This window comes from Streptomyces purpurascens, assembly GCF_045040895.1.
Lineage (GTDB): Bacteria > Actinomycetota > Actinomycetes > Streptomycetales > Streptomycetaceae > Streptomyces > Streptomyces purpurascens.
Window position 1 is genome coordinate 3277900 of record NZ_CP108341.1, and the last position, 24935, is coordinate 3302834.

The 24935-nt window shown below is 72.2% G+C and carries 22 protein-coding genes; 12 read left to right on the plus strand and 10 right to left on the minus strand.

Annotated features, from left to right (window positions below; translation table 11 throughout):
- Positions 1–35: 35 nt before the first annotated feature.
- Entirely contained in the window at positions 36–977 is a 942-nt protein-coding gene (locus OHU35_RS14870; protein WP_405505561.1) for a hypothetical protein, read from the minus strand.
- A 1-nt stretch (position 978) separates the two neighbouring features.
- Positions 979–1539: a sigma-70 family RNA polymerase sigma factor gene (locus OHU35_RS14875; protein ID WP_372498744.1), complete on the minus strand. Its 561-nt coding sequence runs from the start codon at positions 1537–1539 to the stop codon at positions 979–981.
- A 351-nt stretch (positions 1540–1890) separates the two neighbouring features.
- On the opposite strand from OHU35_RS14875, the gene OHU35_RS14880 reads away from it, so the two are divergent.
- A complete protein-coding gene (locus OHU35_RS14880) occupies positions 1891–2907 on the plus strand; it encodes an aspartate-semialdehyde dehydrogenase (protein WP_189723678.1) in 1017 nt (338 codons plus the stop codon).
- Here the strand turns inward: OHU35_RS14880 and OHU35_RS14885 are convergent.
- Positions 2904–3404, minus strand: coding sequence for a DUF1203 domain-containing protein (locus tag OHU35_RS14885; RefSeq protein WP_229872903.1), 501 nt, complete (start codon positions 3402–3404; stop codon positions 2904–2906). The genes OHU35_RS14880 and OHU35_RS14885 overlap by 4 nt on opposite strands.
- A gap of 171 nt (positions 3405–3575) precedes the next feature.
- Here OHU35_RS14885 and pepN point away from each other — a divergent pair, with 171 nt between their 5' ends.
- Entirely contained in the window at positions 3576–6155 is a 2580-nt protein-coding gene (gene pepN, locus OHU35_RS14890) for an aminopeptidase N (protein ID WP_405505564.1), read from the plus strand.
- A 105-nt stretch (positions 6156–6260) separates the two neighbouring features.
- Here the strand turns inward: pepN and OHU35_RS14895 are convergent, their stop codons facing one another.
- Genes OHU35_RS14895 through OHU35_RS14905 form a run of 3 tightly spaced genes read right to left on the minus strand, consistent with a single transcriptional unit; the run spans position 6261 to position 8940 of the window.
- Positions 6261–7295 (minus strand): CU044_5270 family protein, encoded by a 1035-nt coding sequence (locus tag OHU35_RS14895; RefSeq protein WP_359894229.1) that lies wholly within the window; start codon positions 7293–7295, stop codon positions 6261–6263.
- Complete coding sequence (locus OHU35_RS14900) at positions 7292–7915, minus strand: RNA polymerase sigma factor (RefSeq protein ID WP_189723684.1); 624 nt, start codon at positions 7913–7915, stop codon at positions 7292–7294. Before OHU35_RS14900 ends, OHU35_RS14895 begins: the two co-directional genes overlap by 4 nt.
- A 32-nt stretch (positions 7916–7947) precedes the next feature.
- Positions 7948–8940, minus strand: a complete 993-nt coding sequence (locus OHU35_RS14905) for an EamA family transporter (RefSeq protein ID WP_233878514.1) — start codon at positions 8938–8940, stop codon at positions 7948–7950.
- Between the two features lie 106 nt (positions 8941–9046).
- Between OHU35_RS14905 and OHU35_RS14910 the strand changes: the two genes are divergently transcribed.
- Entirely contained in the window at positions 9047–9568 is a 522-nt protein-coding gene (locus OHU35_RS14910; protein ID WP_189723686.1) for a MarR family winged helix-turn-helix transcriptional regulator, read from the plus strand.
- Positions 9569–9591: 23 nt separating this feature from the next.
- On the opposite strand, the gene OHU35_RS14915 is transcribed toward OHU35_RS14910, so the two are convergent.
- The 3 genes from OHU35_RS14915 to OHU35_RS14925 form a co-directional block, all read right to left on the minus strand.
- Positions 9592–9885: a hypothetical protein gene (locus OHU35_RS14915; protein ID WP_189723687.1), complete on the minus strand. Its 294-nt coding sequence runs from the start codon at positions 9883–9885 to the stop codon at positions 9592–9594.
- A gap of 61 nt (positions 9886–9946) precedes the next feature.
- Positions 9947–12043 carry a 4-alpha-glucanotransferase gene (gene malQ, locus OHU35_RS14920; protein ID WP_405505566.1) on the minus strand — a complete coding sequence of 699 codons (2097 nt, stop codon included), beginning with the start codon at positions 12041–12043 and terminating at the stop codon, positions 9947–9949.
- A 9-nt stretch (positions 12044–12052) separates the two neighbouring features.
- Positions 12053–12319: a hypothetical protein gene (locus tag OHU35_RS14925; RefSeq protein WP_184592757.1), complete on the minus strand. Its 267-nt coding sequence runs from the start codon at positions 12317–12319 to the stop codon at positions 12053–12055.
- Positions 12320–12551: 232 nt separating this feature from the next.
- Here OHU35_RS14925 and OHU35_RS14930 point away from each other — a divergent pair, with 232 nt between their 5' ends.
- The 4 genes from OHU35_RS14930 (at position 12552) to OHU35_RS14945 (ending at position 18190) form a co-directional block, all read left to right on the plus strand.
- Positions 12552–15476 carry a beta-N-acetylglucosaminidase domain-containing protein gene (locus OHU35_RS14930; protein WP_233878512.1) on the plus strand — a complete coding sequence of 975 codons (2925 nt, stop codon included), beginning with the start codon at positions 12552–12554 and terminating at the stop codon, positions 15474–15476.
- An 88-nt stretch (positions 15477–15564) separates the two neighbouring features.
- Positions 15565–16098, plus strand: a complete 534-nt coding sequence (locus OHU35_RS14935; protein WP_189723696.1) for a PadR family transcriptional regulator — start codon at positions 15565–15567, stop codon at positions 16096–16098.
- On the plus strand, positions 16095–16781 hold the full coding sequence (locus tag OHU35_RS14940) for an ABC transporter ATP-binding protein (protein WP_189723697.1): 687 nt from the start codon (positions 16095–16097) through the stop codon (positions 16779–16781). The genes OHU35_RS14935 and OHU35_RS14940 overlap by 4 nt, the downstream gene beginning before the upstream one ends.
- Before the next feature lie 53 nt (positions 16782–16834).
- The gene (locus tag OHU35_RS14945; protein WP_233878523.1) at positions 16835–18190 is read left to right on the plus strand and encodes an FtsX-like permease family protein; all 1356 of its coding nucleotides are present in this window, start codon (positions 16835–16837) and stop codon (positions 18188–18190) included.
- Between the two features lie 90 nt (positions 18191–18280).
- Here the strand turns inward: OHU35_RS14945 and OHU35_RS14950 are convergent, their stop codons facing one another.
- Positions 18281–18817 carry an HNH endonuclease gene (locus OHU35_RS14950; RefSeq protein ID WP_189723698.1) on the minus strand — a complete coding sequence of 179 codons (537 nt, stop codon included), beginning with the start codon at positions 18815–18817 and terminating at the stop codon, positions 18281–18283.
- A gap of 317 nt (positions 18818–19134) precedes the next feature.
- Here OHU35_RS14950 and OHU35_RS14955 point away from each other — a divergent pair, with 317 nt between their 5' ends.
- The 5 genes from OHU35_RS14955 to OHU35_RS14975 all read left to right on the plus strand — a co-directional run bounded on the left by OHU35_RS14955 (position 19135) and on the right by OHU35_RS14975 (position 24934).
- Positions 19135–20238, plus strand: coding sequence for a mechanosensitive ion channel family protein (locus OHU35_RS14955; protein WP_189724043.1), 1104 nt, complete (start codon positions 19135–19137; stop codon positions 20236–20238).
- Between the two features lie 253 nt (positions 20239–20491).
- The gene (locus tag OHU35_RS14960) at positions 20492–21703 is read left to right on the plus strand and encodes an ROK family transcriptional regulator (RefSeq protein WP_189723699.1); all 1212 of its coding nucleotides are present in this window, start codon (positions 20492–20494) and stop codon (positions 21701–21703) included.
- Positions 21704–21758: 55 nt separating this feature from the next.
- Entirely contained in the window at positions 21759–23096 is a 1338-nt protein-coding gene (locus OHU35_RS14965) for an ABC transporter substrate-binding protein (protein WP_189723700.1), read from the plus strand.
- 3 nt (positions 23097–23099) lie between these two features.
- Positions 23100–24044 (plus strand): carbohydrate ABC transporter permease, encoded by a 945-nt coding sequence (locus OHU35_RS14970; protein ID WP_189723701.1) that lies wholly within the window; start codon positions 23100–23102, stop codon positions 24042–24044.
- Positions 24041–24934: a carbohydrate ABC transporter permease gene (locus OHU35_RS14975; RefSeq protein WP_189723702.1), complete on the plus strand. Its 894-nt coding sequence runs from the start codon at positions 24041–24043 to the stop codon at positions 24932–24934. The genes OHU35_RS14970 and OHU35_RS14975 overlap by 4 nt, the downstream gene beginning before the upstream one ends.
- Position 24935: the final 1 nt, after the last annotated feature.

Below are 24935 nucleotides of genomic sequence, written 5' to 3' on the forward strand. Positions count from 1 at the left end.
CGTCCGTACGGGCGCCCGCCCTTCTTCATGTGCCTCTACGGGCAGGGGATCGTGCGCGACTCGGGCAGGGCCGCGGTGATCCAGGCCCGTTCGCGGGCGATCTCCTTCTCCCCGACGCTCCACAGGTCCGGTGCGGCCTGACTGCCCGTGATCCCGACGAGGACGTGGTCGCCCGGCCGCAGCCGGGGGTCGACGTCCTCGCCCATCGGGAAGACGACCCGCTGCTGGCCCTTGGCGGGCTTGTAGGAGCGCTCCACGTCGAGGGTGACGCGGTCCTGTCCGGTGCCGGGGACCGGTTCGACCTCGGCGACGGTGCCCTCGACGACGATCCGGGCACAGGCGAGATAGCCGGCGTGACCGAGCTTGGCGCCCTCACTGCCGTGCTGCGGACTCGCCGCCGTATCCGCGGCCGAGCTGCCCGCCGAGTCGTCCCCGGAACCGGCCCCGACACCGCCCTGCACGACGAGCCACCCCATGCCCACGACGACCGTGGCGGCCGCGGCGGCGACGAGGCCGCGCAGGGCCATGGAGAGGGGCCGGGGACGGTTGCGCCGCGGCGCGGCCCCCCGCGACCTCACAGGCAGCGCCCTCACCGACGGGTCGGCGGCCGTCCCCGGCCCGGCGGCGTGCGCGGCAGCCCGCGGGCCTGCTGCCGGCCCTGCCGCCGGGGTTCGCCCCGCCGGATCTGCCGCTTCCCCCGGAGCCTCGAGCCGGGCCTCGTCGCCGCGCGCCAGCGTGTCCCCCAGCAGCGTGAGCTGCTCCCGCAGCAGCGCGACGTCGGTCGCAGCCGCGCGGTGGGCCGCCATGTAGTCGGCGTCCCGGCGGGCAGCCTCCGGTACGGGGTCGCCGACGATGGCCGCCATCAGCGCGTCCATGCCGTCGTACTCGCCACCGCCACAACCGTCACTGGCGTCACGCCGGGCGGCAGCGTTGTCGCTGTTCTCGCTGTTCTCGTTGTTCTCGTTCCGGGCGGTCACGTCACACCACCTCGTCCTCGTGCAGGCGGACGCGCAGGGCACGTACCGCCGTGTGCAGCCTGCTCTTGACCGTGCCCTCCGGGACGCCGAGCTGCTCGGCGATGGACCGCACCGGCAGATCGGCGTAGAAGCGCAGGACGACGACCTGACGCTGGGCGTCGGGCAGCTCGTCCAGGCCCTGGGCGACGGCGACGGACAGCACGCTGCTGTCCTCGCCGGAGGGATGCGTCTGCTGGCGCAGGGCGGCCAGCCGCTCCCCGAGCCGCTCCTGGCGGCGCTTGGCCCGGTGCCAGTCCATGGCCAGGTTGGAGGCGACGACCGCCGCCCACGCCGAGACGTCCCGCGGCGCCTCCCGTCCGCTCGCGGCCCGCTCCAGCAGCCGCAGGCGGACCTGCTGCACCCCGTCCGGCAGGTCCGCCTGCGGCACCCCGCCCAGCGCGAGCACCGCCCGCACCCGGCGTTCCTGTGCCGCGTCCAGCGGATCGGCCGCGTTCAGCGGATCGTCACCGGCACCCGTACCGGCGGTCGCCTCCCGGCCGCGCCGGGCCCTTCCGCGCAGCAGCACAAGCCACCCCCTCCCTCGCGGTGTTTCTCCTACGACGCCGGCTCGGCCCGGAACGTTCGGACGTCCGTCGAAGGAATCCCGGCAGGGCGACAGAGGTATACGTCACACTCCCGTGTGGCGGAGTGCGGGAGGGGCAGGTGAGCTTGCGGCGCACGACCCCTGTCGAACGAATTTCTCCAGCTCAGAGCGGTTGACACCGCAGGTCCGCAACCGGTGAGCGGGACACGTCGTCCCACTCACCGGACTGCCCGGGGAAAGAAGTGGACAGATGGGCCGTGGTCGGCCGCATGATGGAAAAGCCTCGGCCAAGCAACGAGCATGTGAAGAGACGCAGGAGAGGGAGTCACCGTGAGGGTCGGAATCGTCGGAGCCACCGGACAGGTGGGCACGGTCATGCGCAGGATCCTCAAGGAGCGGAACTTCCCGGTCACCGAGCTGCGCCTGTTCGCCTCGGCCCGCTCGGCGGGCTCGGAGCTGGACGGCGTGACGGTGGAGGACGCGGCGACCGCCGACTACACCGGCCTGGACATCGTGCTGTTCTCCGCGGGCGGTGCCACGTCCAAGGCGCTGGCCGAAAAGGTCGCCTCCCAGGGCGCCGTCGTGATCGACAACTCCTCCGCGTGGCGCAAGCACCCCGAGGTGCCCCTGGTCGTCTCCGAGGTGAACCCGCACGCGATCAAGGACCGCCCCAAGGGCATCATCGCCAACCCGAACTGCACGACGATGGCCGCGATGCCGGTCCTGCGTCCGCTGCACGACGAGGCGGGCCTGGAAGCGCTGGTCGTCGCCACGTACCAGGCGGTCTCCGGCTCCGGTCTCGCGGGCGTCGCCGAGCTGCACGGCCAGACGCAGAAGGTCGTCGCCGACGCCGACAAGCTCACCCACGACGGCGAAGCGGTCGACTTCCCCGAGCCGGGCGTCTACAAGCGCCCCATCGCCTTCAACGTGCTGCCGCTCGCGGGCAACATCGTCGACGACGGCCTGAACGAGACCGACGAGGAGCAGAAGCTCCGCAACGAGTCCCGCAAGATCCTGGAGATCCCCGAGCTGAAGGTCTCCGGCACCTGCGTGCGCGTCCCGGTCTTCTCCGGCCACTCCCTCCAGGTCAACGCCCGGTTCGCCCGGCCGATCTCCCCCGAGCGGGCGACGGAGCTGCTGGCGGACGCCCCGGGCGTCGTCGTCACCGACATCCCCACCCCCCTCCAGGCCGCCGGCCAGGACCCCTCCTACGTCGGCCGCATCCGGCGCGACGAGACGGTGGACAACGGCCTGGCCCTCTTCCTCTCCAACGACAACCTCCGCAAGGGCGCGGCCCTGAACGCGATCCAGATCGCGGAGCTGGTGGCGGCGGAGCTGAAGGGCTAGTCCCCGCGCACCTCCTGATCCCGGCGCACCTCATAGAGGAAGCACCCGTATTCGACGGCCCGGACGTGGACGAGCTCCACGGCCGGGTCGTCGAACGCTTCCGTGAGGGCCTCCTCGAAGACAGCGGGGTCCTCGACCAGCCGGCCGCCCAGGATGCGGCCCTCGGCGGAGTAGCGGCGGACCGTGCGGTGGCTGTTGGTGAAGGGCAGGGCGCCGGTGTCCGGCCCCCCGCACTCCTCGGCGTGGATGAAGACCGGGCCCTGTTCGTCGTAGGCGCCCGGGTCGACGTCCTGCTCCGACGCCCAGCGGCGCAGCGGGGCGTACGAGACCAGGGCGATGCGCTCGCCCGGTTCGGCGCGGCGCAGGCAGCAGCGGAGCGGTGCTCCGCCCTCGGCGTCGGTGAACGGGGTGGTGAGGCGGCCCGCGTCGTCCGTCGTGCGGAGGTCCTTGAGGGCGCGCGGGGTGATGGGCAGTGCGCTGTGGTTCGTCGTCGTCATACTCATCAGGCTCGCTCGCGCGGGCCCGGGGCACCGGCGGATTCCGGACGTCGCGTTCCCGCCGGACAGCGGCCTGCCGAGGGGTAACCCTAGGAGACGCCCAGATCGTCGATTGATGCCAGGCTGCCGTGGAAAGATGACGCAACCCACCCATAACGAGGAGATGACCGCGTGCCTGGCACAAACCTGACCCGCGAAGAGGCGCAGCAGCGGGCGCAGCTGCTCGCCGTTGACTCGTACGAGATCGAACTCGATCTCTCCGGCGCGCAGGAGGGCGGCACCTACCGGTCCGTGACCACGGTGCGCTTCGATGTGACCGCCGAGAACGGTGCCGAGTCGTTCATCGACCTCGTCGCCCCGGCGGTGCACGAGGTGACCTTGAACGGGGACTCCCTCGACCCCGCCGAGGTCTTCGCGGACTCCCGGATCGCCCTGCCCGAGCTGCTCCAGGGCCGCAACATCCTCCGGGTGGTCGCCGAATGCGCGTACACCAACACCGGTGAGGGCCTGCACCGGTTCGTCGACCCGGTCGACGACCAGGCCTACCTCTACACCCAGTTCGAGGTTCCGGACGCCCGCCGGGTGTTCGCGAGCTTCGAGCAGCCGGACCTCAAGGCGACCTTCCAGTTCACCGTGAGGGCGCCGGAGGGATGGACCGTCATCTCCAACTCGCCCACTCCCGAGCCCCAGGACAACGTCTGGGCGTTCGAGCCGACGCCGCGCATCTCGTCGTACATCACGGCGCTGATCGTCGGCCCGTACCACTCCGTGCACAGCGTGTACGAGAAGGACGGCCAGTCCGTCCCGCTCGGCATCTACTGCCGTCCCTCGCTCGCCGAGTACCTCGACTCGGACGCCATCTTCGAGGTGACCCGGCAGGGCTTCGAGTGGTTCCAGGAGAAGTTCGACTACCCGTACCCGTTCAAGAAGTACGACCAGCTGTTCGTGCCGGAGTTCAACGCGGGCGCGATGGAGAACGCGGGCGCGGTGACCATCCGCGACCAGTACGTGTTCCGGTCGAAGGTGACGGACGCGGCGTACGAGGTGCGCGCGGAGACCATCCTGCACGAGCTGGCCCACATGTGGTTCGGCGACCTCGTGACCATGGAGTGGTGGAACGACCTGTGGCTGAACGAGTCGTTCGCCACGTACACGTCGATCGCCTGCCAGGCGGCCCACCCCGAGTCCCGCTGGCCGCACTCCTGGACCACCTTCGCCAACTCCATGAAGACGTGGGCGTACCGCCAGGACCAGCTGCCGTCGACGCACCCGATCATGGCCGAGATCAACGACCTGGACGACGTGCTCGTCAACTTCGACGGCATCACGTACGCCAAGGGCGCGAGCGTGCTGAAGCAGCTGGTCGCCTACGTCGGCCAGGACGAGTTCTTCCGGGGCGTGCAGGCGTACTTCAAGGCGCACGCGTTCGGCAACACGCGCCTGTCCGACCTGCTGGGCGCCCTGGAGGAGACCTCGGGGCGTGACCTGAAGGCCTGGTCGAAGGCGTGGCTGGAGACGGCCGGCATCAACGTCCTGCGCCCGCGGATCGAGACGGACTCCGATGGTGTCGTGACGTCCTTCGCCATCCGCCAGGAGGCCCCGGCCCTGCCCGCGGGCGCGAAGGGCGAGCCGACCCTGCGGCCGCACCGGATCGCCGTCGGCCTGTACGAACTGGACGACGACAGCGGCAAGCTGGTGCGCGAGGAGCGCATCGAGCTGGACGTGGACGGCGAGCTGACGGCCGTACCGCAGCTGGTGGGCAAGCGCCGCCCGGCCGTGATCCTGCTCAACGACGACGACCTGTCGTACGCGAAGGTCCGCCTGGACGAGCGGTCCCTGGCGGTCGTCACGGAGCACCTCGGCGACTTCCAGTCCTCCCTGCCGCGTGCCCTGTGCTGGGCCTCGGCCTGGGACATGACCCGCGACGCGGAGCTCGCGACCCGCGACTACCTGGCCCTGGTGCTGTCCGGCATCGGCAAGGAGTCCGACATCGGCGTGGTGCAGTCGCTGCAGCGCCAGGTGAAGCTGGCGATCGACCTGTACGCCGACCCGGCCGCCCGCGAGGCGCTGCTGGCCCGCTGGACCGACGCGACGCTGGCCCATCTGCGGGCGGCGGCGCCGGGCAGCGACCACCAGCTGGCGTGGGCGCGCGCGTTCGCCGCGACGGCCCGCACACCCGAGCAGCTGGACGTGCTGGACGCGCTGCTGGACGGCTCGCAGACCGTCGAGGGCCTGGTCGTCGACACGGAGCTGCGGTGGTCGTTCGTGCAGCGGCTCGCGGCCGTCGGCCGGTTCGACGAGGCGGAGATCGCGGGCGAGTACGACCGTGACCGTACGGCCGCCGGTGAACGGCACGCCGCCACCGCCCGGGCGTCCCGCCCGACCGAGGAGGCCAAGGCGGAGGCGTGGGCTTCGGTCGTCGACTCCGACAAGCTGCCCAACGCCGTGCAGGAAGCGGTCATCGGCGGTTTCGTCCAGACCGACCAGCGTGAGGTGCTCGCCCCGTACGCGGACCGGTACTTCGAGGTGGTCAAGGACATCTGGGAGTCCCGCTCCCACGAGATGGCCCAGCAGATCGCCGTCGGCCTCTACCCGACCGTCCAGGTCTCCCAGGAGACCCTGGACAAGACGGACGCCTGGCTGACCGCGACCGCCCCGAACGCGGCCCTCAGGCGCCTGGTCTCGGAGTCCCGCGCGGGCGTGGAGCGCGCGCTGCGCGCCCAGCGGGCGGACGCGGCGGCCGGCCAGTAGGCAGCGGGTACGACTGAGGGGCGCCCGGCGATGTGCCGGGCGCCCCTTCTCATGTGCCGGACGCCCGCACCCCCGTGCCGGGCGCCCGCTCCCCGCCGTGCGCCGCTAGGGGCGTGCGCCAGGCTTGTTCACCACGCCCCAGGCGGCGCGGGCGCTGACCATCGCGGCGGAGTCGTAGCCGGACGGGCTGGGCAGCGTCTGCCCCCTGGTCGGTTCGATCGGCGCGGCGTGTTCGGCCTCGCCGAGGTAGGCGTAGGTCTTCGGGTCGAAGAGGATCTCTTGCGTGCCCTGGGCGCCCGACGCCGTGCGCTCGGCGTAGTGGACGCTGACGCTGATCGCCGCACGGCCGAGGGGATCCCTGACGCCCTTCGTGACGCGGGCGTCCGGGATCTTCGCCAGCGCCCGGAACAGCCCCGCCTGGACGTTGGACGGGATGAGCACGGAACGGTAGAGGACGTGGATCTCCCGCCAGTCGCGTTCCGCGGGCGTCTCGCCCTCGATGTCGCCGATGGCGTGCTCCTCACGGATGCGCCGCATCATGCGGTCCGGGTCGCCGGGCAGGGTGACGAGGAAGCGCCAGAACTGCCGCTGGGACCGGTCGTCGTAGCCCTCCTTCTTCCATTTCTCCTCCTGGTTGGGCCCGTACCAGACCTGAAGCTCGTTCGGGTCGAAGTCCGAGACGGGGCCCGACGGAGGAATGCCGGGCAGCCTGGCGTGGCCTGTGCCGTCCCAGCGGGTCCACGACTCCGCGCTCTGCGGTTTGCCCTGGACGAAGACCGTGGTCTCTTCGTACACCCACTGCTTCGGCTCGGGTTCGACGACCGGCGTCTTCTCCACGGTCGCCGCGGCCAGTTCGAGGGCGGCGGCGGAGGCCCGCGCCGACAGGAGCTGACGGCCGGCGGGAGCGTCTGCGGGGGTGTCGCCGGGGAAGGTCGCGACGATGCCGCCGGTCACGGAGAGGGCCGCGGTCGCCGCGACGCCCACCAGGACGACCCGGCGACGCGGGAGGGCATGCCGCACGCCGCCCGGGGCTGCCTCCCGGAACACCTCGGTGACCCGGACCCGAGCGGGGGCGAGGCGATCACTGTCGGGCAGAGGGGCGTCGGCGCGCAGTTCACCGAGCGCGGTCAGCTCGTTCATGCGGGGTCACCTTCGTGTACACGGGGTTCGAGGACCGGACCGTGCGCCTCCGTCACGGCGCGCAGCTTCCTGCGGGCCCGGTTGAGCCGGGACCGTACGGTTCCTACGGGGATGTCGAGGGCCTGGGCTATCTCCTGGTAGGTGAAGTCGGCCCAGGCGAACAGCAGCAGGGTGTGCCGGTCACCTGCGGACAGCTTGGCCAGGGCCTCGGCCAGGGGCCGGGACACGGCCTGTGCGGCGACGCGGTCGTCCGCGGAGTCGGTCCAGCTCTCGGCGACCGGGTCGCTGCCGGTGCGGGCAAGGATCTTCAGAGCCCTGACCTCCTCACGGCGGTGCCGACTGATCTGCTTGGCGGCGATTCCGTGCAGCCAGGGCCGCACACCGGCCCGCTCCGCGTCGAACCGCTCGCGTATCCGGAAGGCCGTCAGAAAGGTCTCCGCTGTGACGTCATCGGCCGCGTCCCGCCCGAGCCGCCGGGCGACGTACCGGTGGATGGCGGGCGCGTGCCGGTCGAAGAACACGGCGAAGCGCTCCGGTTCCTCGAGGGACGCCGCGATCAGAGCGGCGTCGTCGTCCGCGGTATCGCCTTCTGCTGAAGGGCGACACGGTGCATCAGTCATGGACGGTCCGTGGGGTGTCGTGGGTGAGAGGGTCAGCGTTCACCCGTACTTGCCCGGCGGACGGGAAAGGGTTCACGGTCCGCTCCGAGCGCATCGAGAGGCAGTGGGGGGTGTCCGGGTCGCTCAGCCCTCTTCCGCACCGCCGCGGCGACCTGCCGCGGCGGCGTGGGCCGAGCCCCGATCTGCCCCGCCACCGTCGCCCCGAACGCCAGCCCCATGCCCACCAGCTGCACCGGCGTCAGCGCCTGCCCGAGCGCCGCCCAGCCGACGACTGCCGCGGTCAGCGGGGAGAGGGGGCCGAGGAAGGTGACCTGGGTGGCGGTGAGGCGGCCGATGCCGCGGAACCACAGCCAGTACGCGACCGCCGTGTTCGCGACGGCGAGGTAGAGGTAGCCGCCGGCCGCCCGGCCGTCCAGTGCCGGCGGCGCGCCCTCGACCAGGAAGGCGAGCGGCGCGATGAGCAGGCCTCCGGCGGTCAGCTGCCAGCCGGTGAGGGCGAGCGGGCCGGCACCGGCGGGGCGCCCCCACCGCTGGGTGAGGACGGTTCCGGCGGACATGGAGACGGTGGCGGCGAGGGCCGCGAGCAGGCCGAGCGCGTCCAGCGCCCCGGCCGCCCGCAGGACGACGAGGCTGACGCCGAACGCGGCCACGGCCCCGGTCAGCAGCGTGCGCGGGGCCGGCCGCTGCCCGAGCAGCAGCGCCGCGAGGCCGGCCACGAACAGCGGCCCGGCCGAGCCGACGACCGCCGCCATGCCGCCGGGCAGCCGGTACGCCGAGAGGAACAGCAGCGGGAAGAAGGCGCCGATGTTCAGCGCGCCGAGCACCGCCGACTTCCACCACCAGGCACCGCGCGGCAGCACCCGGGCGAGGGCGAGCAGCAGCAGACCGGCGGGCAGGGCGCGCATCAGTCCGGTGAACAGGGGGCGGTCGGCCGGGAGGAACTCGGTGGTGACCGCGTAGGTCGTGCCCCAGGAGACGGGAGCGAGGGCGGTGAGGGCGATGAGGGCGGGGCGGGAGGAGGCCATGGGAGGCACCCTTCAAAGTAGGTCGGTAGAAAGTAGCTTAGCCCTAAGCAACTTTCCGTCAAGCTACTTTCTTGCGGGTGACCGAGAGGCGGCCGATACTCGTGCCATGAACGAACGCCCCGAGCAGCGCAGGGACCCTGTCGACGCGATCATCGACCAGTGGGGGACGGTCCGGCCCGAGCTCGACACCCGGGCGATGGAGGTCTTCGGCCGGGTCTCCCGGCTCGCCCGCGCGATGGCCGACCGTCTGGAGGACACCTACGGACGGTTCGGGGTCTCACGCGGCGAGTTCGACGTCCTGGCGACCCTGCGCCGCTCCGGCGAGCCCTACACGCTCTCACCGCGCCGGCTGTCGGAGACGCTGATGCTCACCACGGGCGGGATGACCGGGCGCCTGGACAAACTGGAGCGGGCCGGACTCCTGCGCCGCTCCCCCGATCCGCACGACCGGCGGGGCCTGCAGGTGACGCTCACCGAGGAGGGACTGCGCCTCATCGACGAGGCGGCCGTCGCGGGACTGACCGTCCAGACGGAGGCCCTGTCCGGCCTCGACGAGAAACAGGCCGGCCAACTGGCCGGCCTGCTGCGGGAACTGCTGGCGGGGACGGAGGGGACAGCCGGGCGGTGACGCCCCCTCCACAACGCCCCTGATCAGGCCTTGGAGCCGGCCTCGGCCTCGGCTTTGGCCTTGGTGTTGATGTTGGAGCTGGTCGTGTCCTTCTGCTTGTGCGTCTTGTCGCTGATCATCACCAGACCGTGGATGACCAGGTACAGCACGATGGGAGCCACGACGAAGAGGCCCAGCGTCTCGATGACGCTCAGGCCCGGGCCGGGGTCGTCACCGTCGTCGCGGCTGAGCGCGGAGGCGGGGGACGACATGAGCAGCATCATGAGCGTCGTACCGGCTGCCAGGGCGCCGGCGCGCAGGGCGTTCTTCTTGTCCACGGTGTCAAAAGTATCCAACGCCCCTCGGGGCCGCGCGCCCGGGGTGCCGTAAGAGTCGCCCTCAGCCGCCGGACGGGCCGGCCGGTTCCCGCAACACCTCGATGAGGGCGTGCAGTCGGGGCGACGCCGCCAGTTCCTCCAGCGTCACGGGGCGGCCCCCCGCGTCCGCGATCGGGAGCCGCCAGTTCGGGTACTGGTCCCAGGTGCCCGGGAGGTTCTGCGGGCGGCGGTCGCCGACCCCGTCCGGGAGCCAGACGCCGACCATGCGGGCCGGGGTGCGCAGCAGGAAGCGGTGGACGGCCTGGATCTCGGCCTCCTCCGAGGAGGTGTCGGTGCCGCCGCCGCTGCCCTGCAGCAGGCCGAGGCGGGCGAGCAGGGACAGCCACTCGCCGGTGTCGGCGGCGGCCTCGGCGCGCTCCTCCTCGAGCGGGCGGGCGAGCAGGCCGAGGCTGTCGCGGAGTTCGACGTGCTCGCCGGTGAGGCGGGCGGCCGTGGAGGGCAGGTCGTGGGTGGTGGCGGTGGCCAGGCAGTCGGCGCGCCAGCTGTCGGGGGGCAGGGGGCGGCCGTCGCCCTCCCAGTCGCGTTCGAACCACAGCACGGACGTGCCGAGCACCCCGCGCTCGCGCAGCGCGTCGCGGACGCCGGGTTCCACGGTGCCCAGGTCCTCGCCGATCACCGGCGCCCCGGCCCGGGAGGCCTCCAGGACGAGCACGGCGAGCATGGCCTCGGCGTCGTAGCGGACGTAGGTGCCCTCCGTCGGCGGCCGGCCCTGCGGCACCCACCACAGCCGGAACAGGCCCATGACGTGGTCGATGCGCAGCGCTCCGGCGTAGCGGAACAGGGCCCGCAGCAGCTCGCGGAACGGTGCGTAGCCCGAGTCGGCGAGGCGGTCGGGGCGCCAGGGCGGCAGGCCCCAGTCCTGGCCGCGCGCGTTGAAGGCGTCCGGGGGCGCGCCCACCGACATGCCGGCGGCGAAGTACTCCTGCTGTGCCCAGGCGTCGGCGCCGCCGGGGTGGACGCCGACCGCGAGGTCGTGCACGACCCCGACCGGCATCCCGGCCTCGCGGCCTGCGCGCTGCGCCGCGGTCAGCTGGGTGTCGGTGAGCCAGGCGAGCCGGGACCAGAAGTCCACCCGGTCCATCAGGCCGTTGCGGGCGCGGACGGTGTCGGCCGAGCGGGGATCGCGCAGGCCGGTCGGCCAGCGGTGCCAGTCCGGGCCGTGCACCTCGGCGAGCGCGCACCAGGTGGCGTGGTCCTCCAGGGCCTGGCCCTGAGCGGCGAGGAAGTCGCAGTAGGCGGCGCGTCTGCCGGGGCCGAGCGGCACGTCGCACAGCAGCGCGAGCGCCTCCCGCTTGAGCTCCCAGACGGCGTCCCGGTCGATCAGCGCGCCCTGCTCCAGCACCGCTTCGCGCAGCCGGCCGGATCTCTCCAGCAGTGCGCGCAGTCGCTGGGGGTCCTCGACGTAGGCGCACTCGGGGATGTCCTCGATCCGCAGGTGCACGGGGTCGGGGAAGCGGCGCGAGGAGGGGCGGTACGGGGAGGGGTCGGTGGGGGCACCGGGCACGGCCGCGTGCAGCGGGTTGACCTGGACGAACCCGGCGCCGAGCGAGCGCCCGGCCCAGCCGGCCAGTTCGGCGAGGTCGCCGAGGTCGCCCATGCCCCAGGAGCGGCGGGAGAGGAGGGAGTAGAGCTGGACGAGCAGTCCGTACGAGCGTCCCGGGGGCGTGGGCAGACGGGCCGGGGCGATGATCAGGTGGGCGTCCGCGGTGCGGCCGTCGGGGGCCGTGGCGGTCAGCCGGTGGACGCCGGGCGGGAGCCGCTCGGCCGAGGCGCGTGTCTCGCCCTGCTCGGTCTCGATGCGCAGCAGGGTGCCCTCGGGGAGCGAGGCCAGGGCGGCCGGGGGGCTGGTGCCCCAGCCGGCCACCGTGGGCGGCAGCAGTCGTGCGCCCTGTTCCCGCTCCCGGGCGGCGAGCGCGGCGCGGACGGCGCCGGGCGTGCTCGCGTCCACACCGAGAGCGGCCAGGGTCAGGGTGACCGCGGTGGCCGAGGCCGCGACCGTACGGTCCGGGGACGGGCTGTAAGAGGTCGCGACGCCATGCAGGTCGGCGAGGCGGGACAGGTCCTCGGAGGGCGGTTCGGCGGGCCGCGGTGCGGTCATCTAGGTCCTCTAGATCGGGAAGTCCGGGATGAAGGCGGAGGGCTCGCTGGTCAGCGGGGCGGACTCGGCGAGCGGCGGCTCGCTGGTGAGGGGCTCGGCGTCGGGGAGCGGCGGCTCGCTGGTGAGCGGGGGCTCGGCACAGGTGTTCTCGGAGCTGAAGACGCAGTAGTGGGGGTCTTCGTAGCGCGGATCGTCATAGTGGGGGTCGAGGTCGGCGGACGTGTCCGCCACGGGTTTGGACGGGGCCGGGAGCGGAAGGAAAGTCATCGCAGCCACGGGGGCCTCCTAGTCGAGCTTGTCGGGTTCAACTTTCGATGGTTATCGCAGCCCTACCCAGTCGACGCGATGACAGACGTCCCAGGCCGAACATCGTGCTCCTGCTCACATTCCACTCCCCTCTACTCTGTCAGGATTCCGGTAAATCGGTCACACCGGCCACTCTCGTTGACACCTTCACCGGGCGGGTGGTGGGCTCGTGGTCCCGGTCGGACATACCTGGAGGGGGCCTGTGGGACTGCGGCGTGGGAAGCGGGCCGTCGCCCTCGCGGTCGCCGTCGTCGCCGGAAGCCTCGGCGCCCCGCCCGCCGCGGTGGCGGCTCCGCCCGCCCCCGGCACGACCGCCACACCGACTCACGACACGGCCGGAGCCGACCTCTCCGTGTGGCCGCGCCCGCAGTCGCTGCGTGCGAACGGCGCCCCGGTCGCGGTCACCGACGAGGTCGCGCTGCTCGCGGACCCGTCGGCGGATCCCCATTCCGTCGAGGCCCTGCGCGCGCTGCTGCGGCAGGCCGGGGCCCGCCGCGTGACGGACTCCGCCGGGCCCGGCGCCCTGGTCGTGCGGGCGGGGACGGATCCGGCCCGCCGGAACGACCGCCACGCCCTCCCCTCCGGGGGCTACGAGCTGTCCGTCGGCCGGGGCGGCGTCTCCCTCAACGGAACCGGCGAGGACGGACTGTTCCACGCCGTACAGACGCTGCGGCAGCTGCTGCGTCCCGACGGCACGATCGCGGCGGCCGTCGTACGCGACTGGCCCGGCACCGCCGTACGCGGCATCACCGAGGGTTTCTACGGCACCGCGTGGACACACCGGCAGCGGCTGGCGCAGGTCGGCTTCATGGGGCGCACCAAGCAGAACCGTTACCTGTACGCCCCGGGCGACGATCTCTACCGGCAGGCCCGCTGGCGTGAGCCGTACCCGGCGAGGCAGCGGGCCGAGTTCCGGGAGCTGGCCGAGCGGGCCCGCGGCAACCACGTGAAGCTCGGCTGGGCGGTGGCCCCGGGCCAGGCGATGTGCTTCGCCTCGGACGCCGACGTGCGGGCGCTGACGCGCAAGCTCGACGCGATGTGGGCGCTGGGCTTCCGGGCCTTCCAGCTCCAGTTCCAGGACGTCAGCTACAGCGAGTGGCACTGCGACGCGGACGCCGAGCGGTTCGGCTCCGGCCCGCGGGCGGCGGCGCGGGCGCAGTCCCGGGTGGCGAACGCGGTGGCCCGGCACCTGGCGGCACGGCACCCCGGCGCCGCCGGCCTGTCGCTGATGCCGACGGAGTACTACGAGGACGGCACGACCGACTACCGGCGGGCGCTGGCGAGCGAGCTGGACAAGGCTGTCGAGGTCGCGTGGACGGGCGTCGGGGTGGTGCCCCGCACCATCACGGGCGGTGAACTGGCCGACGCGCGGGAGGCGCTCGGGCACCCGCTGGTCACGATGGACAACTACCCGGTCAACGACTACGACCCCGGCCGTATCTTCCTCGGCCCCTACCAGGGCCGTGAGCCGGCCGTCGCGACCGGCTCCGCCGCCCTGCTCGCCAACGCGATGCAGCAGCCGGAGGCGTCCCGCATCCCGCTGTTCACCGCCGCCGACTACGCGTGGAACCCGCGTTCCTACAGCCCCCGGGAGTCCTGGCGCGCCGCGATCGCCGACCTGGCGGGCGGGGATCGGCGCCGCGAGCAGGCCCTGGCGGCGCTCGCCGGGAACGACGCGTCGTCGGTGCTGGACGCCGAGGAGTCGGCGTATCTGCGCCCGCTGACCGAGGCGTACTGGCGGGACCGTACGTCGGGCGGTGACGCCGCGCGGCGGCTGCGCGAGGCCTTCACCGTGCTGCGCGAGCTGCCCCGGCGGCTCTCGGACACCGCCCTCGCCTCCGAGGTCGCCCCCTGGTCCGAGCAGCTGGCCGGCTACGGCGAGGCGGGCACGGCCGCGCTCGACATGCTGGACGCGCAGCACGCCGGGGACACGGCGGCGGCCTGGACGGCGTACCGCAGGCTGGGCGCCCTGCGGGCCGGGCTGGAGTCGGCGCGGGTCGAGGTCGGCACGGACGTCCTGGACCCCTTCCTGCAGCGGGCGCAGAAGGCGTACGCGTCCTGGGCGGGCATCGACCACGAGCCGCCCCGCAACCCCGGCGACCCGTCGGACGACCGCACCCTGCACTTCCCCCGCCCCCGCCCCCTGACAGCCGTGACGGTCCTCACCGACCCCGGCACCGGGGGCACGGTCGAGGCACACGTCCCTGGCCAGGGCTGGCGCCCGATCGGCCGGTTGTCGGGGTCGGGCGCGACCGAGGTGCGGGTGCGGGGCCGGGACGCCGACGGGGCCGCCGATTCAGGCGCGGGCGAGGCGCGGACGCCGGGACGGCATGAGCGGGACTCCGGCTCGCCGGTGGATGCCGTGCGCGTCGTCGGTCCCGCTCCCTCCCGGGTGCGCCACCTCGTCCCCTGGTTCACCGACTCCCCCGCCACCTCCCTGGAGCTGGAGCGCGACGAGGTGGACGCGGAGACCGGCCGGGCTCTGAGGCTGACGGCCGGGCTGGGCTCGCTGCGGCCCGCCGACGCCCGGGGCAGGCTCACCGTCGAGGCGCCCGAGGGCGTGCGGGTCCGGGTGCCGAAGGGCGAGCTGACCGTGAAGCGCGGCTCGGCCGTGGAGGTCCCGGTCGAGGTGACCGTCGAGCGCGGCACGCCGATCCGGTCGTACGACATCCGGCTGGGCTTCGCGGGGGCGACCCGCACGCTCACCGTCCGCGCCTTCCCGCCCACCGGCGGCCCCGACCTGGCCCGCACCGGCACGGCGCGTTCCTCGGCCGACGAGACGCCCGACTTCCCGGCGTCGGCGGCGAACGACGGCGACCCGGACACGCGCTGGTCGTCCCCCGTCGACGACGGCGCCTGGTGGCAGGTCGAGCTCCCCCGCCCGGCGCGGCTCGGGCAGGTCGCGCTGCGCTGGCAGGACGCCCACCCCTCGGCGTACCGCGTCCAGGTGTCGGCGGACGGGCGCCGCTGGCGCACGGCGGCGGCGGTACGGGACAGCCGGGGCGGCCGGGAGAGCCTCCGCATGGACGAGCGGGACGTGCGTTTCGTGCGGGTGCAGGGCGAGAAGCGGGCGACGCGGTTCGGGTATTCGCTGTGGTCGGCGGAGGCGTACGCCATCACGGAGTGATCCCCGGGGGGCTCTCAGTCCCTCGGTCCGGAACCGAATCACCGAGAACTATTCACTCAGTACATGTACTCAGTACATAATGATCCGCATGAGCACCCGCCACATCCTGCTGGGCCTGCTCGCCTCGGGTCCGAGCCACGGCTACGACCTCAAGCGACGCCACGACGACCGCTTCCCGCAGGCCCGCCCGCTGGCCTACGGGCAGGTCTACACGACCCTCCAGCGCCTCGTCCGGGACGGCCTCGCCGAGATCGAGGGCACCGACTCGGACGGCGGCCCGGAGCGGACGATGTACCGCGCGACGGACGAGGGGGCCGGCGAACTGGCCCGCTGGGCCGGGGAGATCGCACCGCCCGCCCCCTTCGTGGCGAACGAGATCTTCGCCAAGGTCGTCGTCGCGATCCTCTCGGGCGGCGACCCGGCCGGGTACCTGAGCGCCCAGCGCGCCGCCCACATGGAGCGGATGCGGGAACTCACGGCGCTCAAGGCCGCCAAGGGCGCGGACCTGGCGACCGTGCTCTCGGCGGACTACGCCGTCAACCACCTCGACGCCGACCTCCGCTGGATGACCACCACGGCGGCCCGGCTCACCACCCTGACCGCGGAGGTCGACGCAGCATGAGCAGACCCGTGCCCCTCCTCACGGCCCGTGGCCTCACCAAGGCGCACGGCAGGACACCCGCCCTGCGCGGCGCGTCGGTCGAACTGCGCCCCGGCGAGATCCTCGCCGTGACCGGCGCGAGCGGCAGCGGGAAGTCGACGCTGCTGCACTGCCTCGCCGGGATCGTCCGCCCGGACGAGGGCTCGGTGACGTACGACGGCCGGCGTCTGGAGGACCTGCCCGAGAAGCGGCTGAGCGAGCTGCGCCGCACCGAGTTCGGCGTGGTGTTCCAGTTCGGGCAGCTCATCCCCGAGCTGACGGCCCTGGACAACGTCGCCCTCCCGCTGCTGCTGGCCGGCACCGACCGCACCCGGGCGCGGGCCCGGGCCGGTGAGTGGCTGGAGCGGTTCGGGGTGCGCGGCCAGCAGGACCTGCGGCCGGGCGAGCTGAGCGGCGGCCAGGCGCAGCGGGCCGCACTGGCCCGGGCCCTGGTCACCGGCCCGAGGGTGGTCTTCGCCGACGAACCGACGGGCGCGCTGGACTCACTGGCGGGCGAGCAGGTCATGACGGCCCTGGTGCACACGGCCCGCGAGTCGGAGACCGCGGTCCTGCTGATCACCCACGACGCGCAGGTGGCGGCGTACGCGGACCGGGAAGTGCAGCTGCGGGACGGCAGCGTGGCGCCGACGGGGGTGGCGGCATGAGCTCCTCCCCGCGATCCCCGCGATCCCCGCGCTTCCTGCGCTTCCTGCGCTTCCTGCACTCCCCGCGCGCCGATCTGCGCCTCGCCTGGGAACTCACCCGCGGTTCCGACCGCGGGGAGTGGTGGCGGGTCACCCTGACGGCGACGGGCGCGGCGCTCGCGACGGGCTTCGCGCTGACCGCCGTGGCCCTGGCCTCGCTGCGGGGCTACCACGACGTGCCCTACGCCGCCGGCCTGCTGGACCAGCCCGGCACGCGCTCCGGCGTGATCGTCAGCCTGCTGCTCCTGCTCGTGCCGGTGCTCGGGTTCCTCGGGCAGTGCGCCCGGATCGGGGCGGTGCACCGCGACCGGCGGCTGGCCGGGCTGCGGCTGGCCGGGGCGACGCCCTGGCAGGTGCGGCGGATCGCCGCGCTGGAGACCGGGCTCGCCTGTCTGCTGGGCTCGGCGGTCGCCACCGTCTTCTCGGTGCTGCTCCTGCTGCGCCTGTGGGACCGGCCGACCGCCCTGGCCTGGGCGGGGATCGCCCTGGTCGCCGTCGCCGTACCGCTGCTGGGCGCGACGGCGGGCGCGCTGGCGCTGCGCCGGGTGGTGGCCTCGCCGCTCGGCTGGGTGCGCCGGGTCGGGCCGCGCTCGGGGCGGGGGCCGGGGCTGCTGTTCCTGGGCGGTGTCCTGCTCGTCGCGGCGCTGGCGCTGCTGGCCGTGAACACCACCGCCACGCCCGCCGCCAACCGGCCGAACGGCGGACCGCCGCTGATGATGGCGGGCGCGGTCCTCGCGGTCGGCGCGGGCGCCGTGTGGCTCTCCGGGGCGGCCGCGAAGGCGACCGGGCGGCTCCTCGCGGTCCGGGCCCGCTCGGCGGCGACGCTGATCGCCGCCGAGCGGCTGCGCGACGACCCCTGGTCGGCCGCCCGCACGCACGCGGCGGTGCTGCTGGTGACGGTCGTCGGGACCGGCTTCATGGGCATCCGGCAGGTGCTGGGGGACGTGGTGCGCACCAGGAAGGATCTCGCCGAGTCCGTGACCTACTACACCACCGGCCTCGACCTCACCGGCGCCGCCATCGTGGTCGCCTTCGTGATCACGATGTCCGGGCTCGCCGTCGGGACCGCCGAGTCCCTGGCCACCCGCCGCCGCGGCCTGGCCGCACAGACCGCCGCCGGAGTGCCCCGCACGGTGCTGGGCCGGGCCCTGCTGCTGGAGACCGCGCTGCCGCTGGCCCCCGCGGTGCTGCTCGCCGGACTGGGCGGCCTGGCCATCGGCACCTGGTACGCCCTGCTCTCCGGCCGTCCGGTGCCCTGGGCGACCTCCCTGGTGCCCCTCGCCGTCTACGCCGCCTGCCTGCTGGCCGCGGCCACCTCCCTGCCCCTGGTGCGCCGCTCGGTGCGCCCCGGGGAGCTGCGGTACGCGTAGGCGCCCTCCTGATGGCCGGCCCGGGGGAACGGGGGTTCCCCGGGCCGGTCGGGTCGGCCGCACGCGGCAATACGAAAGCCCGGATCGTCGTCAGGCAGGAATGCCGTCGATCCGGGCCATGGCGTCCTCCGCGCCGTACGGTTGCAAGTACGGCAGCCAGCGCGGGTCCCTGTGGCCGGTCCCGATGATGCGCCAGGCGAGACCGGAGGGCGGGGCGGGTTTGTGGCGCAGCCGCCAGCCGATCTCGAAGAGATGCCGGTCGGCCTTCACGTGGTTGCAGCGGCGGCAGGACGCCACCACGTTGTCCCAGACGTGTTTGCCCCCGCGGCTGCGCGGGATGACGTGGTCGACGCTGGTTGCGACGCCACCGCAGTACATGCACCGGCCCCCGTCACGGGCGAACAGCGCCCGGCGGGTCAGTGGAACGGGCCCCCGATAGGGAACCCGGACGAATCGCTTGAGCCGGACCACGCTGGGTGCGGGGACTGTGACGGTCGCGCTGTGCAGAAAGGCGCCGGACTCCTCGAGGCATACGGCCTTGTTCTCGAGGACGAGGACGAGCGCGCGGCGGAGCGGTACGACACCTAGCGGCTCGTACGACGCGTTGAGGACCAGGACATGCGGCACGGATGCCTCCTTGGACGCCGGCGGCGCGTGGCTCGCGCCGGGACGATTCGTAGTCAGTCTCTCCTCATGCCTGGTGGAAGCGCCACCATGTCCCGGTAACGGGCTGGGAGTGTTTTCGACCACATCTGATTCATCCCCCAGATCATGGCCTGTTCAAGCCCAGGTGAGCACGGTCTCTCCTTCACACATTCCGAGGGAGCACACACAATGCCCCGTTAGTGTGGTGGTTCTGCCCCATTGGTGACCCAGTCGTGACCTTGACCCCCCGAACCACCCACCGGGGCAGACCGCTGCACCTGGAGGTACCCGCCGTGTCCATGTCCCCTGCGGACGCCGTTCTGATGGCCGCCGACCCTACGCCGTCGCCGACCCCCTCGGATTCGCAGAGCCCGAGAGTGCCCTCGCTGCAGGACGCCCATGAGAGCGCGACGAACGCCGCCGGCTGGATCGAGCAGAACTGGTCGACGTGGCTCGCGATCGGCCTGCGGGTGCTGCTCATCGTGGTCATAGCGGTGGTGCTGAGGGTCGCCGTACGGCGGGCGATCACCAAGCTGATAGACCGCATGAACCGGAACGTCCCGTCCCTGGACGGCGGCGCGATCGGCGGACTGCTGGTCAACGTCGAACGCCGCCGCCAGCGTTCGCAGGCGATCGGCTCGGTGCTGCGCTCGGTGGCGTCGTTCCTGATCATCGGCACGGCCGCGCTGATGATCCTGGGCACCTTCCAGATCAACCTGGCCCCGCTGCTGGCCTCGGCCGGTGTCGCCGGTGTGGCGATCGGCTTCGGCGCCCGCAACCTCGTCACGGACTTCCTGTCCGGCGTCTTCATGATCCTGGAGGACCAGTACGGCGTCGGCGACACGATCGACGCGGGCGTCGCCTCCGGCGAGGTGATCGAGGTGGGCCTGCGCGTGACCAAGCTGCGCGGCGACGGCGGCGAGATCTGGTACGTCCGCAACGGCGAGGTCAAGCGCATCGGCAACCTCTCCCAGGGCTGGGCCACCGCCAACGTCGACGTCACGGTCCACTCCGGTGAGGACCTGGACAAGGTCAAGGCCACACTCGACGAGGTCGCCGAGAAGATGGGCGCCGAGGAGCCCTGGAACGAGCTGCTGTGGGGCCCGATCGAGGTCCTCGGCCTGGACAGCGTCCTGCTGGACTCCATGGTCGTGCGCGTCTCGGCCAAGACGATGCCCGGCAAGTCCCTGACCGTGGAGCGCGAGCTGCGCTGGCGCATCAAGCGGGCCTTCGACGCGGCGGGCATCCGGATCGTCGGCGGCGCCACGGCCCCGGCGGAGGAGCAGATCGCCGATCCGACGGCGGGGATGGCGGCTCCGTCGGTGTACGCGAACGCCACGTCTCCGCAGTCGGCGGCGGCGTCCCCGCTCGCGCCCGCGGCGCCGACGAGCACCACGAAGTAGCGAAGCAGCGGCCTCCCGGGAGGGCGGCATCCGGCTCGGGCCGGGTGCCGCCCTTTCGCATGTCCGGATCATGTCCGGATAAAGACAAGGCGTCCCCTATTGACGCCCGCGCGGCGCCGGGCTTACCTTCCTCCCCACCGATAGGAAACTTTCCTAACAGTGATCCGGGAGTCCCGCCGACGCCGGTCGTCCGATGGACTTCCCCGTCTGATCACTGAGAAGCTGAGCAGCCGAAGGGCAGGTGTGGACACGCATGGCAGGAACCGCCGGTACGCCGGGCACCCCACGCGTCCTGCGCGCCATGAACGACCGGGCCGCCCTCGACCTGCTGCTGGAGCACGGACAGCTGTCCCGTACGCGGATCGGCAAGCTCACCGGCCTGTCCAAGCCGACCGCCTCCCAACTCCTGGCCCGCCTGGAGGCGGCGGGCCTCGTCCTGGCCACCGGCACCACCGAAGGCCGGCCGGGCCCGAACGCCCAGCTCTACGAGGTCAATCCGGCCGCCGGTTACGCCGCCGGGCTCGACGTCACCCCCCAGCGGATCCTCGCCGCGGTCGCCGACATCACCGGCCGCACGGTCGGCCGGCACGAACTGCCCACCCCCGGCAGGCGCACCGGCACCCCGGTCGTCCAGCAGGTCACCGACGCCCTGGACGGCGCGGTGAAGGCGGCGGGCCTCGCCCGGGGCGACATCCACCGCCTCGTGATCGGCACCCCCGGCGCCTTCGACCCCACCACGGGCCGCCTGCGCTACGCCTCCCACCTCCCCGGCTGGCACTCCCCCACCCTCCTGGACGAGCTCGCCGCCGCCCTGCCGATGCCGTTCGAGTACGAGAACGACGTCAACCTGGTCGCCCTCGCCGAACAGCGGCTCGGCGCGGCCCGGGGCCACGCGGACTTCGTGCTGCTGTGGAACCAGGAGGGCCTGGGCGCCGCCCTGGTCCTCGGCGGCCGGCTGCACCGCGGCTGGAGCGGCGGCGCCGGCGAGGTCGGCTTCCTGCCGGTGCCGGGCACCCCCCTGGTCCGCCAGGTCACCAAGGCCAACAGCGGCGGCTACCAGGAGCTGGCCGGCTCCCAGGCCGTACCGCGGCTGGCCCGTGAACTCGGCATCGAGGACATCCCCCCGGACCCGTACGCCGAGGCCGCCGCACACCTGGTGGCCCGGGCCGCGGAGGCCGACGACGCACCGCACCGCCACCTCCTCCAGACCTACGCGACCCGGCTGGCCACCGGTCTGGCCTCCCTCGTCTCGGTCCTCGACCCCGAGCTCGTCGTGCTGAGCGGCGCGTCCCTCACCTCGGGCGGCGAGACACTGCGCGCCCTCGTCCAGGCCGAACTGGAAGAACTGGCCGCGTCACGCCCCCGCCTGGTCGTGGGCGACGTCCGTGAACATCCCGTGCTGCGCGGCGCACTGGAGAGCGCGCTCGCGACGACGCGCGACGAGGTCTTCGACACCTCCCGCTGACCCCACCCCCCTCCCCGCGTTTCCCTTCTTCCCCCGTGCCTCAGGGAGCTCTGCCATGCCCGGAATATCCAGAAAAGCAGCCATCTCGCTCGCCGCCTCCGCCTCCCTCGCCCTCCTCGCCACCGCGTGCACCGGCCAGTCGGATTCCGCCGCGAGCGACGACGCCTCGAAGGAGACGACCATCAACTTCTGGCACGCCTGGAGCGCGCCGAACGAGGTGAAGGCCGTCCAGTCCCTGGTCGACGGCTTCGAGAAGGCGCACCCCAACATCCACGTCAACGTCGTCGGCAACATGACCGACGACAAGATCAACCAGGCCCTGCGCACCGGCGGCGCCAAGGCCCCGGACGTGATCTCGTCCTTCACCACGAACAGCGTCGGGAAGTTCTGTTCCTCCGGCGCCCTGGTGGACCTCAACCCGTTCTTCGAGAAGTCCGGCGTCGACCCGGAGAAGACCTTCCCGAAGGCGATGAACGAGTACACCCAGTTCGACGGAGACCGCTGCGCGGTCCCCCTCCTCGGCGACGCGTACGGCCTCTACTACAACAAGACGGCGTTCAAGAAGGCCGGCATCACAAGCCCGCCGAAGACCTGGTCCGAGTTCGAGCGGGTCGCCAAGAAGCTGACGATCACCCAGGGCGACACCTACAAGCAGCTCGGCTTCATGCCGAACTACCACGGCTGGGAGACCACCACCGAGCACTACCTCGGCCAGTTCTCCCCCACGTACTTCGACAAGAGCGGCAAGTCGAACGTCGGCAAGGACCCGGCTTTCGAGGCCGCGTTCACGGTCCAGAAGAAGCTGGTCGACGAACTCGGCGGCTACCGCAAACTGGAGACCTACCGCTCCAAGCTCGGCGACGAGTGGGGCCCCAAGCACCCCTTCCACACCGGCCAGGTCGCCATGCAGCTCGACGGCGAGTGGCGTCTGGGCATGGCCCTGGACACCAAGCCGAAGTTCGACATCGGCGTGGCCCCGCTGCCCGTCCCCGACGACCAGGCCGACCAGTACGGCAAGGGCTACATCACCGGCACCATCGCGGGTATCGCGGCGACCAGCAAGAAGCAGAACGCGGCCTGGGAGCTGGTGAAGTACATGACCACGAACACGGACGCGGTGGTGAACTTCTCCAACGCCATCCACAACGTCCCGTCGACGCTCGCGGCGCTGAAGTCCCCGAAGCTGAAGTACGACCCGCGCTTCAAGACGTTCCTGGAGATCGCCGCCAACCCGAACTCCACCACCGCCCCCGCCTCCGTCAACGGCGGCGTCTACCTCGCCACGGTCCAGGAGTTCGGCTACGACTACGAGAGCGGCAAGGCGACCGATCTCAAGGCCGGCCTGAAGAAGACGGCCGCGCAGATCGACACGGACATCGCGCAGGCGAAGTAAGCGATGAGCACCTACACACTCCGCGCGAAACACCGCCGCTCAACGATCCGCACCCTCGCGTTCCTTTCCCCCTGGCTGATCGGCTTCACGGTCTTCTTCGCCTACCCCCTGCTCTCCACCGTCTACTTCTCCTTCATGCACTACGACGGCTTCAGGCCGCCGGCCTGGACGGGCACGAGGAACTGGACGTACGTCTTCGCGCACTACCCCTTCTTCTGGCCCGCCCTGCGCAACACGCTGTGGCTGGTCGTCATCATGGTCACGCTCCGGGTCGCCTTCGGCCTGGGCGTGGGCCTGCTGATCACCAAGATCAAGACAGCGACAGGCGTCTTCCGCACCCTCTTCTACCTGCCCTACCTGGCCCCGCCCGTGGCGGCCACCATGGCCTTCGCCTTCCTGCTCAACCCCGGCACGGGCCCGGTCAACTCCCTCCTGGAGAAGGCCGGGCTCCCCACCCCCGGCTGGTTCAACGACCCCACCTGGTCGAAGCCGGCCCTCACCCTGCTGGCCCTGTGGGGCATCGGCGACCTGATGGTCATCTTCATGGCCGCGCTGCTCGACGTACCGAAGGAGCAGTACGAGGCGGCCGAACTGGACGGCGCGACGCCCTGGCAGCGCTTCCGCTACGTCACGCTCCCGAACATCTCGCCGATCGTCATGTTCGCGGTCGTCACCGGCGTGATCCAGACGATGCAGTACTACACACAACCGCTGATCGCCGGAAAGGTCGCGTCGGGCGTGATCCAGGGCGCGGGAACGCAGTTCGAGCCCGGCTACCCGGACAAGTCCACGCTCACCCTGCCCCAACTCGTCTACAACCTGGGCTTCCAGCGCTTCGACTACGGCTCCGCCTGTGTGGTGGCCCTGGTGCTCTTCGCCCTCTCCATGGCCTTCACCGCACTCCTGATGCGCCGCAAGGGCGGCCTGATCAACGCAGGTGAACGATGACGCAACTGCTCGACAGACCCCTGGATCTGAAGGCGCCGCCTTCCCCCGCGGAACGCACGGCCCACCGAAGGGCGTTGCTGGAATGGATCGCGATCCACTCCCTGGGCATCGCGGCGGCCCTGTTCTTCACCCTCCCCTTCGTCTTCGTCTTCCTCACCTCGCTCATGAGCGACTCCCAGGCGCTCAGCCGCGACCTGATCCCGCACACCTGGGAGTGGGACAACTACCGCAGGGTCTTCGACACCCCCGGCTTCCTCACCTGGTGGAAGAACACCCTGTTCTACGCGTTCCTGGGCACGGCGCTCACGGTGATCTCCTCGATCCCGGTGGCCTACGCCCTGGCCAAGTTCCGCTTCCGGGGCCGCAATCTGGCGCTGATGCTGGTCATCTCGATGATGATGCTGCCGCCGCAGGTCATCATCATCCCGATGTACCTGTTCTGGGCGAAGCAGCTGGACCTGTCCGGCACGCTCTGGCCGCTGATCATCCCCATGGCGTTCGGCGACGCGTTCTCGATCTTCCTGCTGCGCCAGTTCCTCACCACGATCCCCGACGAATACCTGGACGCGGCGAAGGTCGACGGCTGCGGCGACCTGCGCACCCTGCTCAAGGTCGTCCTCCCGATGGCGAAACCGGGCATCGCCGCAGTGGCCCTCTTCCAGTTCTTCTACGCGTGGAACGACTACTTCGGCCCTCAGATCTACGCCTCGGAGAGCCCGGGCGCCTGGACGCTCTCCTACGGCCTGGAGTCGTTCAAGGGCGCCCACCACACCGACTGGAACCTCACCATGGCCGCCACCGTGCTGGTCATGGCCCCCGTGATCCTCGTGTTCTTCTTCGCCCAGAAGGCGTTTGTAGAGGGTGTCACGCTCACCGGAGTAAAGGGTTAGA